This is a genomic window from Balnearium lithotrophicum, from assembly GCF_900182585.1.
Lineage (GTDB): Bacteria > Aquificota > Aquificia > Desulfurobacteriales > Desulfurobacteriaceae > Balnearium > Balnearium lithotrophicum.
In genome coordinates, this window is the sequence record NZ_FXTM01000003.1 from 67,152 (window position 1) to 88,237 (window position 21,086).

General features: G+C 40.5%; 18 protein-coding genes. 8 read left to right on the top strand and 10 right to left on the bottom strand.

Translation table 11 applies throughout. The features are described 5' to 3' along the window. Position 1: 1 nt before the first annotated feature. Genes FN732_RS01595 through purD form a run of 8 tightly spaced genes read left to right on the top strand, consistent with a single transcriptional unit; the run spans position 2 to position 9,756 of the window. Positions 2-493: an HIT family protein gene (locus FN732_RS01595; RefSeq protein WP_246051274.1), complete on the top strand. Its 492-nt coding sequence runs from the start codon at positions 2-4 to the stop codon at positions 491-493. Next, the gene (locus FN732_RS01600) at positions 493-1,554 is read left to right on the top strand and encodes a tetratricopeptide repeat protein (protein ID WP_142933946.1); all 1,062 of its coding nucleotides are present in this window, start codon (positions 493-495) and stop codon (positions 1,552-1,554) included. Before FN732_RS01595 ends, FN732_RS01600 begins: the two co-directional genes overlap by 1 nt. Continuing rightward, positions 1,544-5,473 (top strand): translocation/assembly module TamB domain-containing protein, encoded by a 3,930-nt coding sequence (locus tag FN732_RS01605; RefSeq protein WP_142933948.1) that lies wholly within the window; start codon positions 1,544-1,546, stop codon positions 5,471-5,473. The genes FN732_RS01600 and FN732_RS01605 overlap by 11 nt, the downstream gene beginning before the upstream one ends. Further along, a complete protein-coding gene (gene rnhC, locus FN732_RS01610; RefSeq protein ID WP_142933950.1) occupies positions 5,470-6,276 on the top strand; it encodes a ribonuclease HIII in 807 nt (268 codons plus the stop codon). Before FN732_RS01605 ends, rnhC begins: the two co-directional genes overlap by 4 nt. Position 6,277: 1 nt before the next feature. Beyond that, a complete protein-coding gene (gene sppA, locus FN732_RS01615) occupies positions 6,278-7,162 on the top strand; it encodes a signal peptide peptidase SppA (protein WP_142933952.1) in 885 nt (294 codons plus the stop codon). Further along, on the top strand, positions 7,128-7,718 hold the full coding sequence (locus FN732_RS01620) for a lytic transglycosylase domain-containing protein (RefSeq protein ID WP_425456857.1): 591 nt from the start codon (positions 7,128-7,130) through the stop codon (positions 7,716-7,718). The genes sppA and FN732_RS01620 overlap by 35 nt, the downstream gene beginning before the upstream one ends. Positions 7,719-7,725: 7 nt before the next feature. Further along, positions 7,726-8,445, top strand: a complete 720-nt coding sequence (locus FN732_RS01625; RefSeq protein WP_221928587.1) for a glycerophosphodiester phosphodiesterase — start codon at positions 7,726-7,728, stop codon at positions 8,443-8,445. A 30-nt stretch (positions 8,446-8,475) separates the two neighbouring features. Continuing rightward, positions 8,476-9,756 carry a phosphoribosylamine--glycine ligase gene (gene purD, locus FN732_RS01630; protein ID WP_142933958.1) on the top strand — a complete coding sequence of 427 codons (1,281 nt, stop codon included), beginning with the start codon at positions 8,476-8,478 and terminating at the stop codon, positions 9,754-9,756. Here purD and FN732_RS01635 read toward each other — a convergent pair. From FN732_RS01635 to hypD, 10 genes are all read right to left on the bottom strand, one after another. Beyond that, a complete protein-coding gene (locus tag FN732_RS01635; RefSeq protein ID WP_142933960.1) occupies positions 9,753-10,394 on the bottom strand; it encodes a tetratricopeptide repeat protein in 642 nt (213 codons plus the stop codon). The genes purD and FN732_RS01635 overlap by 4 nt on opposite strands. A gap of 11 nt (positions 10,395-10,405) precedes the next feature. Next, positions 10,406-11,302 carry a TonB-dependent receptor gene (locus tag FN732_RS01640; protein WP_142933962.1) on the bottom strand — a complete coding sequence of 299 codons (897 nt, stop codon included), beginning with the start codon at positions 11,300-11,302 and terminating at the stop codon, positions 10,406-10,408. After that, the gene (locus FN732_RS01645) at positions 11,277-13,370 is read right to left on the bottom strand and encodes an urea transporter (RefSeq protein WP_142933964.1); all 2,094 of its coding nucleotides are present in this window, start codon (positions 13,368-13,370) and stop codon (positions 11,277-11,279) included. Before FN732_RS01645 ends, FN732_RS01640 begins: the two co-directional genes overlap by 26 nt. Further along, positions 13,361-14,722, bottom strand: coding sequence for an alanine racemase (locus FN732_RS01650; protein WP_142933966.1), 1,362 nt, complete (start codon positions 14,720-14,722; stop codon positions 13,361-13,363). Before FN732_RS01650 ends, FN732_RS01645 begins: the two co-directional genes overlap by 10 nt. A 13-nt stretch (positions 14,723-14,735) precedes the next feature. Next, positions 14,736-15,755, bottom strand: coding sequence for an ATP-grasp domain-containing protein (locus tag FN732_RS01655; protein WP_246051284.1), 1,020 nt, complete (start codon positions 15,753-15,755; stop codon positions 14,736-14,738). A 1-nt stretch (position 15,756) separates the two neighbouring features. After that, positions 15,757-16,005 carry an HPr-rel-A system PqqD family peptide chaperone gene (locus FN732_RS01660; RefSeq protein WP_142933970.1) on the bottom strand — a complete coding sequence of 83 codons (249 nt, stop codon included), beginning with the start codon at positions 16,003-16,005 and terminating at the stop codon, positions 15,757-15,759. 61 nt (positions 16,006-16,066) lie between these two features. Beyond that, complete coding sequence (locus tag FN732_RS01665) at positions 16,067-17,440, bottom strand: hypothetical protein (RefSeq protein WP_142933973.1); 1,374 nt, start codon at positions 17,438-17,440, stop codon at positions 16,067-16,069. 146 nt (positions 17,441-17,586) lie between these two features. Next, a complete protein-coding gene (locus tag FN732_RS01670; RefSeq protein WP_142933975.1) occupies positions 17,587-18,714 on the bottom strand; it encodes a sensor histidine kinase in 1,128 nt (375 codons plus the stop codon). Beyond that, a complete protein-coding gene (locus FN732_RS01675) occupies positions 18,715-20,040 on the bottom strand; it encodes a sigma-54-dependent transcriptional regulator (RefSeq protein WP_246051276.1) in 1,326 nt (441 codons plus the stop codon). It lies immediately after the preceding gene. After that, a complete protein-coding gene (hypD, locus tag FN732_RS01680; protein WP_142933980.1) occupies positions 20,030-21,085 on the bottom strand; it encodes a hydrogenase formation protein HypD in 1,056 nt (351 codons plus the stop codon). Before hypD ends, FN732_RS01675 begins: the two co-directional genes overlap by 11 nt. Position 21,086 lies beyond the last annotated feature (1 nt).

The following is a 21,086-nucleotide window of genomic DNA, read 5'->3' on the forward strand; positions in this document are numbered from 1 at the left end:
AGTGTTGGAGATAATTTGGGCTCCGTGGAGGCTCTCCTACGTTTCACGTGTTGGAAAGGAGGATAACGGGTGCTTTATATGTAAAGCTGCAAAGGAGTACCCAGAGAGGGCTAAGGAAAACTTAGTTCTGTACAGGGGAGAGAGAGCTCTGGTTATTCTCAACAAGTTTCCCTACAACACAGGGCACCTTATGGTTTGTCCTGTAAGGCATACAGGGGACTTCACTTCACTTTTAACTGAAGAAGTTGTTGAGATTAACGACTTACTAAAGAGAGCCCTAAAAGCACTGAAGAGGGCTTACAATCCTGACGGATTCAACATCGGTCTAAATTTGGGAAAGGCTTCCGGAGGAAGTGTTGATACCCACATCCACTACCACGTTGTTCCCCGCTGGATTGGTGACACAAATTTCCTTCCCGTTGTTTCTGGGGTAAAGGTAATTCCTCAATCACTTGAAGAAACCTATGAAACGTTAAAAAAGTGCTGGGAATAATGTTAAAGAAAATAAAAGAATTCTTTTCAGTAGAGGGGAAACCCTCCATCGACCTCTATTTAAAAAAGTTAGCTGTAAACAGGTACGATTTAATAGACGACACATCCTTTGACGTTGACCTGAAAAGGCCCGTAAATGCCTTTATAACCTTTGCCATTTTGCTCAAAGAAAAGGGGGAGTACTACAAAAGTCTGAAGGTACTTGAAAGTCTGAAGGAAGAGGAACTCTCAGAGGAGGAGAAAAAGTTAGTTATTCTTAACTTAGCTCTGGTTTACAGGTCTGCAGGATTTGTTGATAGGGCTGAACAGGTTTTGAGAGAGGGAATTTCCCTCTATCCTACGGAGAGTTTCTTCTACTACGAACTTGCTCAAATTCTAAAGTCGGAAGGTAAGTTGGAGGAATCCGTTGACCTTTTAGAGAAGGCCGTTGAGTTAAAAGGCAGTTTTTTAGATGACCTAATCTACACAAAGCTGCTTTTAGCAAACAGTTACATCGATTCGGGAAGAACTGATAGAGCCCTGAAAATTATTAGAAAGTTGAAAATTTCTATACCTATTCAATTTTACTACTACGTTCTTTCAAAACTTTTTTACTCTGTTGGAGAGATTAAAAAAGGGTACGAGACGGCCTTTAAGGGAATGAGAATATGCCCTGACAGGGCAGAGCCTTTTTTGGAGGTTATAGAGAGGTACGATTCCCTTAATAGGAGCAAACTTGAAGGACTTCTTGAGAAGTTAGGCTTCTCCGTTCCGATAGTTAGAAAGTTGGTCTATAAGCTTATAGAGGAAGGTAAAGGGGAGAGAGCTCTTACTGTTCTGGAATCCCTCTGGAAGAGGGGAAGGACGTTTGACCCAGAACTTTTTGAGGAGTATATAAAAATTCTCTGGAACTCTGGAAAGAGAAAGAGGGTTGCAGAGGAAGTCATTTCCCTCCTTTCCCTTCTAAAGGAGAATAAAAGGCTCTACAAGTGTGAATCCTGCGGTTTTAAAACCGACCACTTTGACTGGATGTGCCCAAAGTGTAAAGGTTGGGAGACGTTGAGGATAAACGGTGAGGTATAGAGAGTTCCTCAGGGAGCTTCTTAAATCCGTTAGAAAAGGAAGAATTCATTACCTTTTAAGGTTTTTACTCGTATCAGCCTTTGTAATCCTTTCAGCTATCTCCCTTTTTGATATCTCTAAGTATTTAGTTAGGGAAAAGGCAAATATTACACTGATAAAGAAGAACTTTAGGTGGGGATTTGACTGGAAAGATAAGATTTTGTGGGCCTCTGCTGATTCTGTCTTCTTAAAAAGTCCAGGTTTTGAATTAGAACTTTCTAAAGTTAAGGTAGATTTAGACGTTCTAAAAACACTCAAGAGTTTAACTCCTACAGTTTCAAGCCTTAGATTGGAGAGTGGTAGGCTTTTTATTTTGGAGAGAAGGGGAAAAAAGAAAAACTTACGTTTTCCTAAAGTTCCAGTAAAGATTGAAAATTTGAAGGTTTCAAGTTTTGCTCTTATTTCAAAGGATGTGGAGCTCCTTTTAAACGGAATTAAGCTTAACAACAGGTCGATTTCCTCTGGAGGATTAGAGGGAAAGGTGTTTGGGAAAGACTTATGGGTCTCTCCCTTTTCGGGATTTAAGGAGAACAACCTTTTCAGAATTCCCTCCGTATCCTTTAGTTATAACGGATGTAGCGGTCAGGGAAGTGTAGCATTCAAGGGCTTTGAAGAAGCTCAAAGTAACTTGGAACTCTCCTGCCCCTACTACCTTGGAAAACTAACCGTAAAGAAATACGGTAAATCCATCAACGTAGTCTGGAAAGGTAGTTCCTTTGGAAAAAGAACTTACGGAGAGGGGGAGCTCCTTTTTACAAAAACCAAAGTAAAAATTGAGAGCTTAAGGGGAAGTTTTGAAAATACCTCCTTTAGAGGTTCTGGAGAGTTAAAGGGGGACAGATTTATCTTTTCTGGTAGGGTTCATGGCTCTACTTTAAAGTTTAGGGAGATAAAAGTTGTCAACTTTAATTCTCAGATAGAAGTAAAAGGAAACATTAAAGGTCCGGAAGTTAGAGTTACTGGAGAGGCAGAAAAGTTAGAAACTCCCATTCTGGACCTGAGTAGGATTAAGGCTACAGCCTCTATTTCCCCTAAGAGGAAATTTAACGTTAGCTTTAGTTCTAAAGCTATAAGGGGAAGCCTTTCAGGGAAGTTAAGTAATTTTGAGGGAAACTTTTTCTTTAAAAATTTAAAAATTAACGAGTTTAAGAGGATTAGAAGCTACAGGAGTAAGTATGGAAAGTGGATTCCTTCCTTGGAGTTCTCCGGAAATTTAAAATTAAGAAGAGATGAAAGGGGACTCACCTATAGGGGAACTTTTTTCCTTAAAAGGTTCTACTTCCGAGGTTATGCCGGAATTGGGAATCTAAATATCAGTGGAAATAGAGAATTCCTGAACTTTAGCGGTAAAATTTCGGGAAAGGATGGGACTGTTGAGTCAAAGGGTAGTATAAACATAAGAAAATTAACTATCGATTCGGAGTATAAAGGGGAAAACCTCTCCCTTAATTCACTTGATTTTTTAAGGTCTTTAGGTCTTAAGGGAATGGTCCGTGGAGGGGGAAGGCTCTACGGCAGTTTAAAAAATCCAAAAGGTCAATTCTCCTTTTCCTCAAAGGTTGTTTATCTCTTTAACCAACCTCTTAATGAGGCCAATGGAGAGGTCAGACTTAAGGACTTTTACTTGAACATATCTGCATTTGCGGAGAATCTCTTTATAGATAGGCTTTCTGTCCACTTAAAACGTCCTATCTCATTTTTCCTTTCTGGAAAAGTTCAGGAAATTTCTTCAGAAAAAGTTTTAGGAGTTTTAAATGGATACAGAGTAAAACTGCCCTTTAAATTGAAGGGTTCTGTTTCCGGTAGTTTCAAAATTGAGGCCAAGGATGTTAAAAGAAGGGATACTTACACTGCACTTGTTTATATAGATAGATTCCATGGAAGTTTCTCAAACGAAATTTTGAGTGCAACAGGAATTGCTGCTGGGAGCATATCCTATTTTGACTCTGAATTGTCAGTTAATTTAACCGGTAAATTGGAGAATGGAATTTTTAAGGGACAAAAGTTTAACGGTGGAAACATTTCTGTTTCACTTTTTAAGAACAAGCTTTCTGTTAAATTTGAAAGAGTGAAACCAGTAATACCTTCGTTAGAGAGTGTTTTGTCAGGTAGCTTAGAAGTTAATCTAAAAAACGATGAAATTTTGGGTGAATTTACCTTTTCAGGCTCAGGAAGGTGGAGTGTAGGAAGCCTAAACTTCAGAATAGGTTCAAGAATATCCGGTTTGACCTCTAAATTCGTTGTAGAAGTTAGCGGTAATTCAACTTTTGACTCTCCATTTTTAGGAAGACTTGTAAACTTAAGGATTTTTGGAAGTCTAATGGAGCCTCAAAATGTTGGAGTTATTTCCTTAGAAGGAGAAAATAGTGACTTAAAGTTAGTTGTAAATGGAGCTGAAACTCAAGTTGTTGGAACAGTTAAGAATTTAAATCTGAAGGGAGAAAATCTAAAGGGAGTTATAAATTTGGCATTTGTAAATATAAACCTTAACAACCTTTCTGGAACGTTAGCTATTCCTACTTTTAGGATAAAGCCTGAAAGTCTCTTTCCTCTCTATTCGGTTTCAGGAATCTACATCCGTTTGGAAAACGGCAAGATTGAAATTGAGGATTTCAGCCTCTCCTTCATAGATGGTTGGATAAGGTTCAAGAACTTAAGGGTAAAGAAATTAAGTGGAATTAGTGGAGAATTTGAGAGTAGTTTGGGGGTTAAAGGGTTAGTTTACCTATTCAAGCTCAACAAGTTTATTAACTATGCAAGGAACGACCTGTACGTGACGGGGAGTTTTTCTTACGACAAGGAACTTTCCTATCAGCTCAGTGTTGCTGGAAAGGATATAGAGATAAAGTCGGAGTTTCTCTTGGAGAAACTCGTATTTAGGGAGCTCTCTGCAAAATTTAGGAACGGTAGTCTGGAGGACGTTAAGGCTGTTGCTGATACAGGAATAGGAAACGTAATTGCTCTGAAGACGAATGAGGGAGTTTCTATAACCTTATCCAGCGTTCCACTTGGAAGTGTTGGGAGCTGGAAGGGAGAGGTTTCAGGAAAACTTCTCTATACGGGAAGCAGTTTAGAAGGAAAACTTTCCATTTCTAAAGTTAAGGTCTTTCTCAACAAGGAAAAACAGGCTACAGTACAAACACCTGTAAAAGTTCCTATTTCGATTAACGTAGATTTACTTTTTGATGAACCTGTGGAGTTAAAGGGGGAGCTCTTCAGCATAAAAATAATTCCGAGGCTGCACCTAAAGACGAGAAACGGAAGGCCTGTGATTGAGGGTGATTTTGTAGCAACTGAAGGAAAAATAAACTATATGGGAAAAATGTTTGAAATTCTCTACGGTTTTGGAACGATAGAGAACTTAGAGGCGAAAGAGGGAACAATCAACATTCTCGCCAGCTCTAACGTGTCAGGTTACTTCATATACATGAAGATAGAGGGAAGTTTGAAAAGTCCTGCCATTTACCTTACCTCCGACCCTCCACTAACGAGGGAACAGATACTGAATTTGATAATGACGGGGGCATCTCCAGAAGAGATAGAGGCATCCTCTGAAATTTTCCCTGCAGTTCAGGTTGCCTACTATGCGACAGCTTCACTCTTCAAACCTGTTGAGGAGACCTTTAAAAAGGCACTTAAGGTTGAGAACTTTTCTATAGAGCCTTACATAACAAAGTACGGGGAGACTGTTGCAAAGCTCAACGTTGTCAAGGTACTGACAAAGAGGGTTAAACTCTTTGGATATGAAACTACAGGACAAAATCCTGAGTACGGGGGAGGAGTTCAGCTGAGGCTCAGCAAAAAGTACTTTTTGGAGTTGAGGTACAACAGTTTCTACGGAGCTGAGTTTGGAATTGGCATTGAACTGGAGAGGAGATGAAGTTAGAGAAGGAGAAAGTTGAAAAACTGGTAGAAGTACTGAAGAAAAAGGGGGCTGTTGAGGAGAAACCTCCAGAGAATGTTAGCTACAGGTTAAGGAAGGGAAATGGAATACTGATGGTTTACGATACGGGGAGTATCGTCTATTCGGGAAGGGAAAGGGAGAGGTTGAAGGAGGAGGTTATTGAGGAAATATTAAAACTGGAGGAGATTCCAAGAATAGGCTGCGATGAGGCTGGAAAGGGAGAATTCTTTGGCCCCTTGGTTGTTTCGTGCATCTGCGCAGATAGGGAGTGTTTGAGGGAGCTCCTTAAATTAGAAGTTAAGGATTCGAAGAAGATTCCTAAGGAGAGGATTCCTGAAATTGCTGAAAAAATAAAAAGGAGCTGTAAAGGTACCGTTAGGGTTCTTAAGCCGGAGAAGTACAACGAGGAGTACAGGAGATTTGGAAATGTTAACAGGCTCCTTGAGAACATTTATATGGATTTGATTGGAAAACTTTTGAAGAGGTGTTCTCCAAGGAAAGTAGTTATAGACAAGTTCAGTCCAAACGTTGAAAAGATTGTCAGGAAAGCCTTTCCGGAAATTAATGTTGAGGCAAAACCCTGTGGAGAGGATGATGTTGTAGTGGCAGCTGCTTCAATTGTTGCAAAGAACGAAAGGTTAAGGGTTATGAGTGAGCTTTCAAAGGAGTTGGGTTTTGCACTTCCTGAGGGAAACGTAAAGAACAGGGAAATTTTGAGTAAAATTCCAAAGGAGATGAGGTCAAAATTTGTAAAGGAGCACTTTAAAATAGGGGAGTAAATTGGGAAGGATTGGTAAGTTCTTTACAGTGTTTGGAGTCTTAGCCTTTTCCATTATGGTAATCGGTCTAATTTCACTCTTTCTAAAGAACAGAAGTGAAATTCCAATACCGGGGGATAAGGTTGGCGTAGTTAAGGTTTACGGAATCATTAGAAGTTCTGATAAGTATTTGGAGTTCCTGGATAAGTTAGAGAGGAATAAAACTGTAAAAGCCGTTGTTCTCAGAGTTGACTCTCCCGGTGGTATCGTTGGGGCCTGTCAGGAGATTCACGATAAGGTCAAAGAACTTGCCAAGAAGAAACCAGTGGTTGTCTCTATGGGTTCCGTCGCTGCATCTGGGGGCCTGTACATATCTGTCCCTGCGACAAAAATTGTTGCAAATCCGGGAACAATTACGGGCAGCATAGGAGTTATTATTCAAACCTATAACGTTAGTGAGCTAATAAAGAAATTGGGAATAAAGGTTGTAACTGTAAAGAGTGGAAAGTACAAGGACCTCTTAAACCCATTTGAGAAGCCAAATCCGGAGAAGATAAAGGTCGTCCAGAGCCTGATAAATAACTCCTACGAACAGTTTGTAAGGGCCGTGGCTGAGGGAAGGAGGCTCTCGATAGAAAAGGTTAAGAGGTTTGCCGACGGAAGAGTCTTTACCGGAGAACAGGCCCAGAAGTTAGGTCTTGTTGACTACTTGGGAAACTTTGAAAGGGCCGTTGAAATTGCCAAGAAGTTAGGAAACTGCCCAAATGCGAAACTCTACTTTGTAAAGCCTAAGAGGAGTTTCTTTGAAAGGCTGTTTGGAGAGAAGACAGAGGAGCTGATTGGAAATCTCTTAAGGATAACAAATGGAAATATTGAGGAGACTGAGCTTATGTATCTTTTTAATTAGTTTTATCTCAACTCCGGCTTTTGGTTGGATAAGAATTTTTGAGAAAAATGGAGTCATCTACATTAAAGGAGTTGGGGAAAACAAGTTTGAAAAACCCAAGAACTTCAAAATCTTAGAGAAAAAAGCCGACTTTTACGCCAAAAAGTACGGTATTCCAGTAAAACTCTTTAGAGCTCTCGTAAAGGCCGAATCAAACTTCAATCCAAGGGCAGTTTCAAAGAAGGGAGCTTTAGGACTGTGTCAGCTCATGCCGGAAACTGCAAAGGAACTTGGAGTAAAAAACCCCTTTGACCCAGACGAGAATTTAAATGCGGGAGCTCTCCTTCTGAGTAGGCTCTACAAAAAGTACAGGGACTGGAGGTTAGCACTTGCTGCCTACAATGCCGGTGAGGGGGTAGTTGACCGTTATGGGGGAATTCCTCCCTACAGGGAAACCATAAGTTACGTAAAAAATATTTCAAGGGAGTATAGAAATCAGGGAAAAAGTAACAGAAGGTACAGAATTGTTCTTAAAAGAGAGGGTAACGTAATAGTTATAAGTCAAAAATTTGAGTGAGGATAGGTTGAAGGAAATTTTAGAAAGGCTATCTGTAAAACCCTTTTCCGTTGTAGGACACAGGGGAGCAGCTGGGGAGAAGCCGGAGAACACAGTAGAGGCATTTAAGTATGCAATTGAGTTGGGGGTAGATATTGTTGAGTGTGATGTTAGAAGAACGAAGGACGGAAAATTGGTGGTTATCCATGACGACAATTTAAAAAGGATTGCAGGTATCGATGTTAAAGTTTCAGACTTAACCTATAGTGAACTTAGAGAGGTTCGTATAGATGGTGAAAGAATCCCCCTTTTAGAGGAAGTCTTAGATGTAGTAGAAGGGAACTGTGGCCTGTTTATTGAAATAAAGGAGCCAGAAACAACAGAGCAGATTTTAAAATCGGTTAATTCAAGCGTTAGTAAAACAGGCTGGATAGGTTTTATAAGTTTTTATGAGGAAGCTCTTGTTAGAGTTAAAGAGTGGAATAAGAATCTAACAACGGGGCTGATTTACTCAAAACCTCCGGGAAAAATTCTTGATGCAAAGAGGATTGGATGTGAATTCGTCCTTCCCAAGTGGTACCTTTCAACGGAAAAGGCTGTTAATTTTGCTCACAGGTTAGGATTGAGGGTAGTTTCCTGGGTTATTGATGATGAGAAAACCCTTGATAAGGCTTTAAAGTCAAAGTCTGATGCCCTTGCGACAGATTTTCCGTCCTGGCTGTTAAATATCAGAAAAGAGCTGTTATAATTGGCGCAAAAGTTTTCCGGGAGAGAGGAAATGAAGGTTCTCATAGTTGGAAGCGGCGGAAGGGAGCACGCTTTAGCCTGGAAAGTTTCCCAGAGTCCTAAAGTAAAGGAAGTCATTGCAGCTCCAGGAAATCCAGGAATAGAGAAGATAGGAAGATGTGTTGACATAAAACCCACGGATGTAGAGGGACTGGCAGAGTTTGCACAAAAGGAGAAAATTGACCTAACAATCGTTGGTCCGGAAGCGCCACTCGTCGCCGGAATAGTTGACGAGTTTGAAAGTAGAGGACTCAGAATTTTTGGTCCCTCAAAGGCTGCAGCTAAATTGGAGGGTAGTAAGGTTTTTGCAAAGGAGATGATGAGAAAGTACGGAGTACCTACTGCGGAATTTCAAGTTTTTGACAATCCCGAGGAAGCTAAGAGGTATGTAAGGGAAAAAGGAGTTCCGATTGTTGTCAAGGCGGATGGGCTTGCTGCAGGAAAGGGGGTAGTAGTTGCAAAGACCGTTGAGGAGGCCATTGAAGCGATTGACAGAATAATGGTTGAAAAGGTCTTTGGAGAATCTGGAAACAGGGTTGTTATTGAGGAGTGTTTGGAGGGTGAAGAGGCTTCTTACCTTGTAATAACAGACGGTAAAAACTTCGTTCCTCTTGCAACTGCTCAGGACCACAAGGCCGTTTTTGATGGTGATGAGGGGCCAAACACGGGAGGAATGGGAGCCTACTCACCAGCACCTGTTCTCTCTGAGGATATGGAAAGAGAAGTTCAGGAGAGGGTTATAAAACCTATCTTAGAGGGAATGAGAAGGGAAGGAGCTCCCTTTAAAGGCGTTCTGTATGCAGGATTGATGATTACGGAAAAAGGACCGATGGTTCTTGAGTTCAACGTCAGATTCGGTGACCCTGAAGCTCAAGCTCTAATGAGGAGACTTGAGGATGACCTTGTTGACGTTTCACTCAGTTCAATAGAGGGGAATTTAGTAGAGGAGCTCCACTGGAAACCTGAAACATCAATCTGTGTTGTTCTGGCCTCTAAAGGTTATCCCGGAAGGTACGAGAAAGGAAAGGAGATTACAGGAATTGAGGAGGCTGAGAAGGTTCCAACAGTTGTTGTTTTCCATGCAGGAACGGCTGTTAAGGATGGAAAGTTAGTTACAAACGGTGGAAGGGTTTTAAACGTAACGGCACTTGGAAGGGACATAGTTGAGGCAAGGGAAAGAGCTTACAGGGCTATTGAAAAGATTCACTTTGAAGGAATGCACTACAGAAAGGACATTGGAATGAAGGCCTTAAAGAGGAAGGGGACTATTTAATTCCCCTTCTTTTTTCCCTCTTTTGGTTCTATCTGTTTTAAGTACTTCTTAGCAGTAGTATTCTCAGGATCCAGGATTAGTACGTTTTCAAAGATAGACTTAGCGTAGGAAACCTTACCCTGATTGTAGAGTGAAATTGCAAGTTGGTTGAGAAAGTTCACGTCCGTTGGGTATATCACCAACATTTTACGGGAGATTGATTCAGCTATTGAATACTTTTTCTCCTCAGTAAGGGCTTTACACAGTCTTAAGTTACCGTAGTAGTTGTAGTAGTCTATCTTAATCACTCTGTACATTAAGGACTCCAAATCGCTCCACCTTGATTGTGCCATGAGGGGAAGAGAGAGACCTAACATAGCTTCAATTGAGGACGGAAGTGCTTTTAAGGCCTTTCTGTAGTGGTACTCTGAGTTAGCATAGTTCTTCATCAGGTAGTAGAGCCAGCCCAATCTCAAGTTTACGGTGTATCCGTTTGGATAACTTTCGTAAATTGGCATGAGAACCTTTACTGCATCCTTATAGTCGCCATTCTTCTCGTAAGTGTAACTCTTCTGGTACAGCCTCTTTATTTCAGAGTAGGACATACCGTAGGAGGAAACAGAAATTAACAGTGCAGTTAGGATTAGTAAAAATCTCATTAATACTCCTCCTAAAATCTATAACCCAAAGAGAGAGTTGCTGTTGTCTGAGTAACAGAGTCACTGCTCTCCTTGTACCTGTTTACTCCTAAGTTTAGAGAGATTCTAAGACCGTTTCTGAAAGTATATCCTAATTCAGCGTAAGCTCCTCTTTTGTACTTCTCAACTAAGTTGTAAACGACAAAACCACCGTTTTTCACTGCAAAGACCTGCTGTCCAGACCAAGCTCCTACCTTCAAGTCGTAGTTTCCGTAGTAGTATCTCAGAGCTCCCTCTATCGAGTATAAATTATCAATGCCTACTCCCACTTTCTCTGAGTCGGAAAGGTGAATGTAGTAACCAATCAAATCGGCATAGAGAGAGCCCCTTCTGTAATCGGAAAAAATCCTATATGTAGTGTGGGGAGTAATCTGTACTACGTGAAAGTTTATAGTATTGTCGTAGTGAGAGTAGTAGGTTCCAACTCCTGCACTCCAGTTAAAGTAATAGGGATAGGTTTTGGAATAGGAGGAGTAAGTTCCATCGAAGAAGATGGTGTATCCGCCGTCGGTTAGTTCGTCATCACTGCTTATGTAGTGTCCACCAAAGGTAAATGTGTGGTTTCTTAGAATTCCATTCACATTTGAATACGTAAGTGTAAAATCCCTTTGATTGAGGTCTGAGTATCCGTCCTTGTAGTTTAAATGGGTATAGGTAGCACCAAACTGGAAAAGGTTTTCTTTACCATCACCTATACTAATGTAGCCTGTTGTTGAATAACCATCGTCCTTGTACTTTGAACCGCTGTAATTTATGTAGGTTGGGTAGAGAGCTCCGTAAGCGTAAATTTTCTTTCCTTGAATTTCTTTTGCCTCTGTTTCAGAGAAGATAAGGGAGGCTAAACTAAGAATTAATAACGTTTTCTTCATTTTTTTCCCTCCTCAGAATTATTTCGTTATTATAGTTTATTTCCTCAAATCCTAAGTGGTTGGATAGTTTCAGTTTTGCTTTTTTAACTTTTTTACTTCCCGGTAAGATAATCTCCGTTGAAACTGTGTCAATGGAGCTCCAGCAAGACTTTACCCTTACTTCCAAGAGGTCGTGTTTGAAAGATGAGATGAAGAGGAGAAGTTTCCTCTTAAACTCGGAAAAAAGGGAAGTTAAAGGGAGGTAGTCCCTCCATACTACTCCGCCTGAATTTATAAGGGGAATTTTAGGTGCTGAGAAAAGGAAGTACTTAAGAGGAGAGCTTAAATCGCCGTCAATACTGTAGAAGTAAAATGTTGAGTTAAGAATTCCAAAGTAGAGTTTAGACCTTCCTTCTGTAAAGTAGAAAGTCCCGTCAGGTGCCATTTCAACCTGAATCTTTAATGTTTCCTTCTCTCCCCTCTTTTTATCGTACAAAGAGTACGTAAATTCCTGACCTATCAAAAAGTTTAAACGCCTAAACAGGGACTTATCGGCAAAGACAGGGGTAACCCTCTCCCCCCTTTTTGGAATTCCCACATCGTAGAAGTTTTTTGAGGAGATGAAGGAGGTAAATGAGAAAGGAACAGTGGGAGCTCCTAAGTGGGGCAGAAGCTGAACGTGAATGTGGATGTGAGGTTGAGGAGAGTATCCAGAATTTCCACAGAGTCCCAAGAGGCTTCCCTTTGTTACTGAATCTCCCCTCTTAACGTTTACAGAATTCTGCTTTAAGTGGCAGACAAGTACATAAAATCCCCTCTTATCGTAAAGTAGAACGTAGTTGCCCCAGTTGTTTTCCTTGTCCACCTCTCCAGGTTTGTTGTCAGGTAGAGAAGAAACAACATCCACAACTGTTCCATCGATTGGGGAAAGAACAGGTTTTCCAAAACAGTAGTAATCTGAAAGGGAAGAGCCGGTTCCTTTAAAAGTTTTTCCTTCGCTATCCGTTATTACAAAATCGACTGCATGTCTCCAAGCTCCCTTATGGGTCCACTCTCCGTCAAAGGATTGCCAAACTGTCCACTCCCCCGAAAAAGGAAGGGCTATTTCCCTACCGGTAAAAGGAAAGCGTTTTAAACGTGTCAGATAGTAATCCAAGGTTCTCTCAGGTGTTCCCCTGTAAACTCTTGTAACTAAAGAGTATCCTGTAAAGATAAAAACGTAAAGCACCAGAAGGGAAATAACGTTAAAGGGTAGAGCAAAGACAGGAATACTGTAAGTTTCCCAGAAAACCTTTGAACTTTCAACTATTGGAACGGAGATAAAGGATGAAAGAAGGGCAAATTTGTAGCTTCTCAGCGATGGAACGAGAAAAACACCCCCAACTGCCATCGATGTGAGTATGTAGTTAAAAGCCGATGTATCAGAAATGGCTTGATAGAGGGAACCCTTAAACAGGGCAGTTGTAAGGATTCCAGTAGAGTATCCTATGACTGATAGAAATGCTAATATCGGTGATATTCTTAAAATTAATAGGAATATCACCAATCCACAAAAAGTGTTAGGGAGGAAGAATACTGCTCCCAAAGATTTAAAGAACCCATTAATAAAGGGAGTAATGTCGATGTTTGGAAGGTAGAAATGGGGGTAGAGGCTCTCAACAAACAAATTTGAGAAATGTTGGGATGCTAAGTATAGAGTGGAACTAACTATGACGAAGGGAAGACTTAGTATAGGGAGTCTGAAGTAGTAGTAAAAAAGATTAGAAAGTACGTATGTGGTTAGGAATGACAGTATACCTCCGGTCAGGAAGAACAGAAAACTGATTGTATTAATCTTGAATATGTAACCTAAAGAAAGACCAACGAGGAGGGGATTGTAGATGTAGTAATCAATTCTTAAAAACTCCCTTTTAAATCCTAAAAGCCTTGCAAAGAGGTATGCAGATAAAAGGGAGACCAAACCTCCAAAGCCAACATTCGGATTTAGGAACGAGAGAAAAAGTAAAAGAGCTCCACCGTAAGCCTCTGAATTAAACAAAACGGCAGAGTAACTTCTTAGTATTGGAACAATATACTTCTCTACTCCCATTTTCCTCTCAATCTTTCAGGTAAGTGTTCTCTCCTCACAATGTCTGTAAGGTCTTCCTTTTCCCTTATCAGGTCAACTTCCCCATTTTCCCCTATTAAAACGACAGCTGGTCTGTAGCGAATAAACTGCATCCACTGGGTAACGTTGTAAGCCCCAACGGGAGAAAGCACGAGCCTTGTTCCTCTAGGAAGAGGAGGGAGATAGGTCATTTCATCGACAACGTCTATATTCATACAGAGTGGCCCGTAGAGAACCGATGGTTCGGTCGTTCCATAGATTTCCCTATCTATTTCAATGTTGAACTTGTACCAGAAAGCTGTAAAGAGGATGTTTACTCCAGCATCTAAAACGTAAGCTTTAATTCCAGAAGGAAGCCTCTTAGCAGCGTGAACTGTAGTTATGAGATATCCCGATTCATCAACTACGGCTCTTCCACTTTCCAATATCAGTTTTGGATAGTCCTCAGGACGTAAATTTTTTAAAAGAGCGTTGGAAATTCTCTCTGCATATTCATCTATTGATGGAACAGAAACTTCTGGAGGTAGATAAATCCCCTTAAGCCTGTTCTTTGATGGGAATCCACCACCAATGTCCAAGTATTCAATTTTAAAGCCGAATTCATCCTCTATCTGGTATGCAAATTTTATAAGCTTTTCGATTTCCTTTTCATAGGCTTTAGGTTCCAGGATGAAAGTTCCTATGTGGCAGTGAAGTCCTACAAGTTCAAGTTTATTTCCGGAAGCAATTCTCTTTACTGCATCTAAAGCCTGTCCCGATTCCAAATTGAAACCAAAACGGCTCCACTGAGGGTGTATTCCAGTGTCCATGTTGATTCTAATTCCAACCTTTGGCCTGATTCCAAGTTCGTCTGCCACTCTTTCAAGGTCGAGAATCTCTTCAAAGTGGTCAATATTTATTCTTGCCCCTTCCTTAACGGCAGTAACAAGGGAATCGTAAGGTTTGTAGGGACCGTTGTAGATTATCTTCTCACCTGAAACTCCAAGTCTCCTGGCCTTTTCATACTCAAACTCTGAAACAACCTCGGCCGTTTCTCCTTCATCGTGAAGAATAGAACAGATAGCATCTAAATAGTTGGTTTTATACGACCAACTAAATTCAACGTTAGGATACCTGACGGTAAATGCCTCCTTAAGCTCTCTGAACTTCTGACGAAGCTTTTTTTCGGAAAACACGAACAAAGGAGAGCCAAATTGAGAAACTAATTCCTCAATAGAAACGCCGTCTATATCCTTTCTAATATTCCTACCGAGGTAAAATCCTGTCCCACCAAACTTATTGGTAAAACCTGTTTTTAATTTTTGAATAACCGGTTTCTCGTAAGTTTTTTTCACATTTACCTCCATTTTAACTTTCTCCCCTTGTTGCTACCTTTTGAAATTCACTTATTTCTGTAACAAAGTCATCGGTGAAACGTACGTACAGTTTACCGGCCTCGTAATCCCAGCTTCTTTCAGGTTCTATGCCCAAAGCCGCTTTCAACAACCTTCCAGGAAGGTTAACTCCCACACCTGTTGAAAAGTAGACCCATGCGGGAAATCTTGGATTTATTTCTATGAGGTATATTTCGTTTTCCCTAACTATACACTCAAATTCAAAAGCTCCTCTCCAGAGGAATTCTGAAACGAACCTCTGAGCTGCTTCAAGTAAAGGCTGATTTCTAACAGTTACCCCTGTCCATATCTTTCCTAAACTAGTTATCCAGAGCTTCTTTATTCCAACAAGCCCGAAGTGCCCTCCTTCCCCATCACCGACACCGACAACGTTCATCTCCTCGCCTGTAACCACTTCCTGAACTATAACAGGATATCCCCACTCAGAAACGATTGAGTTAAAGTAGGAGTTAAGTTGAGAAATGTTGTAGGCTTTATAGGCTTTGTAGAATATTCCCTTTACCATCAGAGGAAATCCAATTTCGTTGGATGCCTGAGAGAGTTCTTCGTAGGATGTAACAACTAAAGTCTTAGGAACTTTTATTCCTATTTTCTCTGCGACCTCCGTCAGCTTATCCTTTCCTCTAAGCTTGAACTGTTCCTCTGTAGGAAGAAATGTTTTAATACCGTAGCTCTCAAGAAGCGAAACACCCTTAATAAAAAGGGGGAGTTCTGCATCAAGAGCAGGAATAACAACGTCAAGACCGTAATTCTCCTTTATGTAGAGCAACCTGTTGATAAATGGAGTCTCCCCTGAGGAGGGATAGGGCATTATGAAGCTTTTATCTATGAGCCAGTTCATATAGATTCCTGGCTCCATTGCATCGTAAGCAAGTCCAAATACCTTTACGTTTAAACCACTTTCTCTAATTCCCTTTGCTATTCCTATACCTGGACCGGGGTTGTCTATTGCATTAATTCCAGAAACTGCCACCTTATACAACTTCTCCCTCCAAAAGGCCAAAGAGCCTCAGTTGTTCTAAAAAATCAATGAGGTCCCTTTGAGCTTCCTCAGGGGATACCTCAAATTCGTCGGTTAAAGCCTTAACTATCTCCTGAGGAGATTTTCCCCTTTTAAGGAGCTCTAAGATGAACAGACCTACTTTGTTAACCGTGTAACTGTTTCCAGTTTCAGGGTCAAAGATGAATCCCTCATCACTTATTGCTAACCTCTGAAGCTTCAATGTTACCTCCTTAAAATAATTAGGGAGCAGGGAATTTAACCCCCACTCCCTTAGATTTTAACTAAGATTGAGTTTGGTTAGAGCTTTGTAGTTCTTCATGTGATTCCTGGTTTACCTGAGCCTGTGCTTGATTGCCACTCTGTAACTCCTGATTTTCTTGAACTTGGTTGGAGCTCTCCAATTCTTGATTTGCCTGTGCCTGAGTCTGGTTGGAGCCTTGCAATTCCTGGTTTGTTTGAACCTGTGCTTGATTACTGCCTTCTAATTCCTGGTTTAACTGAACTTGTGTCTCGTTTGAGGTTTGTTGTGTAATTTCAACCTCTGTGCTGTTTTGTATTAGATTCTCAATTACGCTGGCCAATTTTTGTAAACTAAATGCTTTTCTCTTAATAGAGAAATTATTATTAGAACTAAGGGCTTCTATAAGGGAGTTTACATCAGTAAGGGCATTTTGAATTTCGTCTTTTGTATCCTCCGTCAAGCCGTTTGTTTTAAGGTCTTCTACGATATTCATTAGTTCAGAAACAACAGATTGAACGTCACTACCTTCATCAGAAGGAAGTAAACCACTCGCAGCAATAGTCTGCAATTTTTTACTAATGGAGTCAATGAGGGATGCTAATCTGTGGACCTCAAACTGTTGAACATTCCCAGAAGCGAGGTATTGTAGTGCTTGGAGGTGTTCCTCTATTTCTTTTTGATGTTCCTTCCAGTTGTAATTTAACTTCTTGATTACCGTTCCAAGTTTACAGGTCACAGGCTCTTGAGAATCTGTGGCATTAACCTGTATTAGGTATTCTTTGTTAAGTAATTTATGATAATTCTTGATGATTATTGCCTTTTTATTCTTTAAAAGGTCTACAAGGGATACGTTTGATAAACTCTGTAAAGGCTCTGTCTGATTATCCTGTGTTTGAACTTCAACATTCTCAATAGTAGCATTGGAAAGGTCAACGACAGTTGCGTTGCCGTCAAGGTCACCTCCGATGGCGTGTATGAGAGCTCCTATTTGATTTGCCAACGTTTCATTACCTGCAGCCAAGTTTTCCGGTGTTATTTCCAAGACGTTTGTTGAGTTATCCACTTCAAGTTGAGTTATAGGAACGTCCGCTATTTTAATAGAATCTCCATTTTGGTCTACTACGTAAAGGCCAACCCGGTTATCGTTTGATAGGGTTACACCTTGAGAAATTTGAATTGTAAAGGTTCCGTCCTCAGCAGTGGTTGAACAGAGCTCTGTTCCATTTACAGTTATTACATTTTTGTTTGAATCCTCAATACAGACTTTAGCTCCTTCAACAAAACTCGCATACGTTGCACCGGTTACACTTGAGGAAGAGGATGTCGTAGCTGCACCACCACCTCCTCCCCCACAGCCAGTTAAAAGAGCAGATGATGTAACAATTAAAGTTGCTGCTGTTAATAACTTGCGCATATCACACCTCCTGTAATCAAATTTCTCTACTTTAGAGAAGCAAGTTCCATGCCAAATAGGGACTCATTAAAAATAGGGGAGTTTCTTAAGCTGATATCGGAAATTTTTCCGAATGGTAGGCTATTTGTTCGGAAATTTTTCCGAACTTAACCTATCGGGAGCTCCATCCTGAAAATAGACCAACCTTCCCTCTTCTCGGCACTTACCCTTCCCCCGTGAGCCTCAACTATTCTTTTAACGTTGTACAGACCAATTCCAAAACCCTTTTCTTTTGTTGAGTAGAAGGGCTCAAAAAGAGTTTCTGGAAGTTCTAATGGAGAGTTATCGCAGATTTCCAAAATGTACCTATTCCTATCCTTTTTTCCAACCACACGGATTTCTTTCTGTTTGCCATCAGTTGAATCAAGAGCCTCTACAGCATTTTTTAAAATATCAATAACGGCGGAGGATATTTTCTTCTCATCAAAAGGGAACTCCAAGTCCTCTACAGATAAGTTAAATTTTATGTTCTTAGACAGAAAAAGATTGTTAAACTCATTAACAACCTGTTTTAAAACTTCCCCTATATTTCTTCTCTCTTTGTCTAAGGAAATGGGTTTTCTTAAGTCGGAAGTTTCCTCTATGTACCTACTCAGTTCCTCAATCTCTTTTTTCATTCTATTGATGTAGATTTCCGATTTAGTGGAATTGTACCTATAGATGAGCAGTCTGAGAACGTTCAATCTATTTTTCACCTCGTGAACTATTGAATGAATCGCTAAATTTATAACTTCAAGGTTTTTCCTCCGAACTTTCTCATTTATCCTTTCAAGTTTTTCCCTGTAGTACTCCTTTAGAAGAAGAAAGAGAACCGCTACGAAGATGAACGTTAGAATAAGGAGAAAAACAGCAAGAAATATAAGGTGTTCTTTAAAGTGTAAGAGCTTTGATACATCGTAATAGAGGGTAAATTCAAAAGGTGGAATCTTAACTGTTCTTGAAATGAAGTTTGGAGAAATCTGGGAGTTGGGTAGAAAAATGTTTCTCCCTTCAAGTTTGTACGAAACACCTTTTAAAATTTTTGACCTTTTTAGATAGTTATCGAGAGCTCCTACAGGGTCACCGCCGGCGGATATTGTTCCCTTTACAACAGATTCTACCCTGGAGGTTTCCTCGTTTAAAAAGAAGTAGTAGAACTTCTTGTACTCATTCCAAATGAAAAAAATATCAGCAATAACTGCTAAGAGTGTGAGAACGATTATCAGAATAAATAGGTAAACTCTTCTATGTTTCATCTATATTCCGTACTTTTTTCTCTTGTACCTCAGGGATTTTTCATCTATTCCAAGCAGTTTGGCAGCTCTTGTTTGGACGTAACCGGTACATTTAAGAGCCCTTTCTATAGCTTTCCTTTCTACATCTGCCAAGAATTCCGGAAGTGGTTTGTCAAAGTTAATTTCAATGTCCACTTTCCTTTTTCCCTTGCCTAAAACTGCTGAAACCTCCTGTGGGGTTATTTCTCCGAAAGATGTTATAACTAACCTGTGAACTATGTTTTCAAGTTCCCTAACATTTCCGGGGAAACTGTAGTTTAAGAGAACATCGAGGGCTTCTGGAGTAATTGAAACAAATTTGTTGTAATTTCTCGAGTACTTCTTTAGAAAGTACCCTGTAAGCTCAACTATGTCCTCAGGTCTTTCCCTCAAAGGAGGAATTTCTATCTGAAGAACGTTAATTCTGTACAGCAGGTCTTCCCTAAATTCTTCCCTCATAGCCATTTCTTCTAAGTTCCTGTTCGTTGCTGCAATAATTTTTACATCTACCTCCTTTTCTCTACTGCTTCCCAACCGTCTTACTCTTCTTTCCTGAAGAACTCTCAAAAGTTTTGGTTGATGTTCTAATGGGAGCTCTCCTATCTCATCTAAAAAAAGTGTTCCCCCATCTGCCTCCTCAAAGAGACCGGGTTTTGGCTTATTGGCTCCGGTAAATGCTCCTCTCTCGTAACCGAAGAATTCCGATTCAAAGAGCTCCCTCGGAATGGCAGAGCAGTTTACAGAGATAAACCTTCCCTTCCTACCACTCTCCTCATGAATAAATTTCGCAACCAACTCCTTACCGACTCCGCTTTCCCCTAAGATAAGAACGGGAGCTTCTCCCTTGGAAAAAAGGGAAGCCCTTTTTAAGACCTCCTCCATTTCCCTCGAAGCATAAATAATTTTGGAGGTTCCTATGGGTACCCTTCTCAGTTTTACAAGCTGACACGCCTTTTTAATGAGGTTTATTAAAACTTCCGGTTCGTAGGGTTTTGTGACGTAGTGAAATGCTCCAGATTTTATGGATTCAACAGCATCCTCAATACTGCTGAAAGCAGTTATTACTATAACCTCAACATCGGAAAATTCCGATTTTATCTTCCTCATAAATGAGAGGCCATCCATTCCCGGAAGTCGAACATCGGTAACAACGACGCAGGGGTTCTCTCTGTTTATAATTTGAAGTCCCTTTTCTGCGTTTGATGCTGAGTACACCTGAAATCCAAAATCCCTCAGTATTTCAGATATGAGGGACAGCTGAGTTTTATCGTCCTCAACAACTAAGACTTTACACTCGTTAATTCTCATTTCCACCAAACCTGTACCAGATGTTGCAAGCCCCCTCTAAAGACACCATACATGGCCCCTTGGGATTCCTTGGAGTACACGACCTTTTAAAAAGTTTACAATCCGAGGGATATGCCTTACCTAAAACCACCCTATCGCATATACAACCGGGGATTTTTTTCTCCTTGATTTCAGGAAGTTCAAAAGCTACCTTTGCATTCAGGTAAGAATACTCTGGGCGGAGCTCCAATCCCGACTTTGGAATATTTCCTATTCCCCTCCAGTTAACGTCAGCCTTTTCAAAGTACTTGTACATTAGTTCTTGAGCTCTCCTGTTCCCCTCAGGCCTTACAACTCCCCTGTAGACGTTTTCCAAATCAGACTTTCCTTCCCTTATCTGAATCAGGATTCTCAAAACTGCCAACAGTAAATTTTCAGGTTCAAACCCTGCTACAACCGTAGGGATTCCAAACTCCTCAGGGAAAACTCTCCAAGCGTTTGAGCCTACAATGGCAGAAACGTGCCCAGGAGCTATAAATGCATCTACTCCAACCTCTGAATCCTTTACAAGGACTTCCATGATTTCTGGGGTAAGCTTCTGTGATGTTAAAAGATAGAAGTTCTCAGGAACGCCCATCTCAAGTAAAGCAGCTGTTGGGGCTGTTGTTGTTTCAAAACCTATTGAGAAAAATACTATTTTCTTGTCAGGATTTTCCTCTGCAATTTTCAAAACCTCATGGGGAGCAGAAACCATCTTATAGTTTCCGCCGTTTGAGCGAATTGAACCAATCCTTGTAGGAACCCTCAGCATATCCCCGTAAGTACAGAGGATGGTATCATCCCTTTTTGATAGATTAATCGCATTTATAACATCACTTTCAGAACAGACGCAGACTGGACATCCAGGTCCAGGAACGAGTTCAATGTTTTTTGGAATTAGAGAACGAAGACCGTAGTAGGTAATCGTGTGCTCGTGAGAACCACACACGTTCATAATCTTTACTTTTCTATCCTTAGGGGCAACATCCTCTATTGCCCTTACAATATCCCTTATTTTTTCCCTCATA

Coding starts and splice junctions, on each gene's coding strand:
- FN732_RS01600 (WP_142933946.1), top strand. CDS start 493: ATGTTAAAGAAAATAAAAGAATTCTTTTCAGTAGAGGGGAAACCCTCC.
- rnhC (WP_142933950.1), top strand. CDS start 5,470: ATGAAGTTAGAGAAGGAGAAAGTTGAAAAACTGGTAGAAGTACTGAAG.
- purD (WP_142933958.1), top strand. CDS start 8,476: ATGAAGGTTCTCATAGTTGGAAGCGGCGGAAGGGAGCACGCTTTAGCC.
- FN732_RS01635 (WP_142933960.1), bottom strand. CDS start 10,394: ATGAGATTTTTACTAATCCTAACTGCACTGTTAATTTCTGTTTCCTCC.
- FN732_RS01640 (WP_142933962.1), bottom strand. CDS start 11,302: ATGAAGAAAACGTTATTAATTCTTAGTTTAGCCTCCCTTATCTTCTCT.
- FN732_RS01645 (WP_142933964.1), bottom strand. CDS start 13,370: ATGGGAGTAGAGAAGTATATTGTTCCAATACTAAGAAGTTACTCTGCC.
- FN732_RS01665 (WP_142933973.1), bottom strand. CDS start 17,440: ATGCGCAAGTTATTAACAGCAGCAACTTTAATTGTTACATCATCTGCT.
- FN732_RS01670 (WP_142933975.1), bottom strand. CDS start 18,714: ATGAAACATAGAAGAGTTTACCTATTTATTCTGATAATCGTTCTCACA.
- FN732_RS01675 (WP_246051276.1), bottom strand. CDS start 20,040: ATGAGAATTAACGAGTGTAAAGTCTTAGTTGTTGAGGACGATAAAACT.
- hypD (WP_142933980.1), bottom strand. CDS start 21,085: ATGAGGGAAAAAATAAGGGATATTGTAAGGGCAATAGAGGATGTTGCC.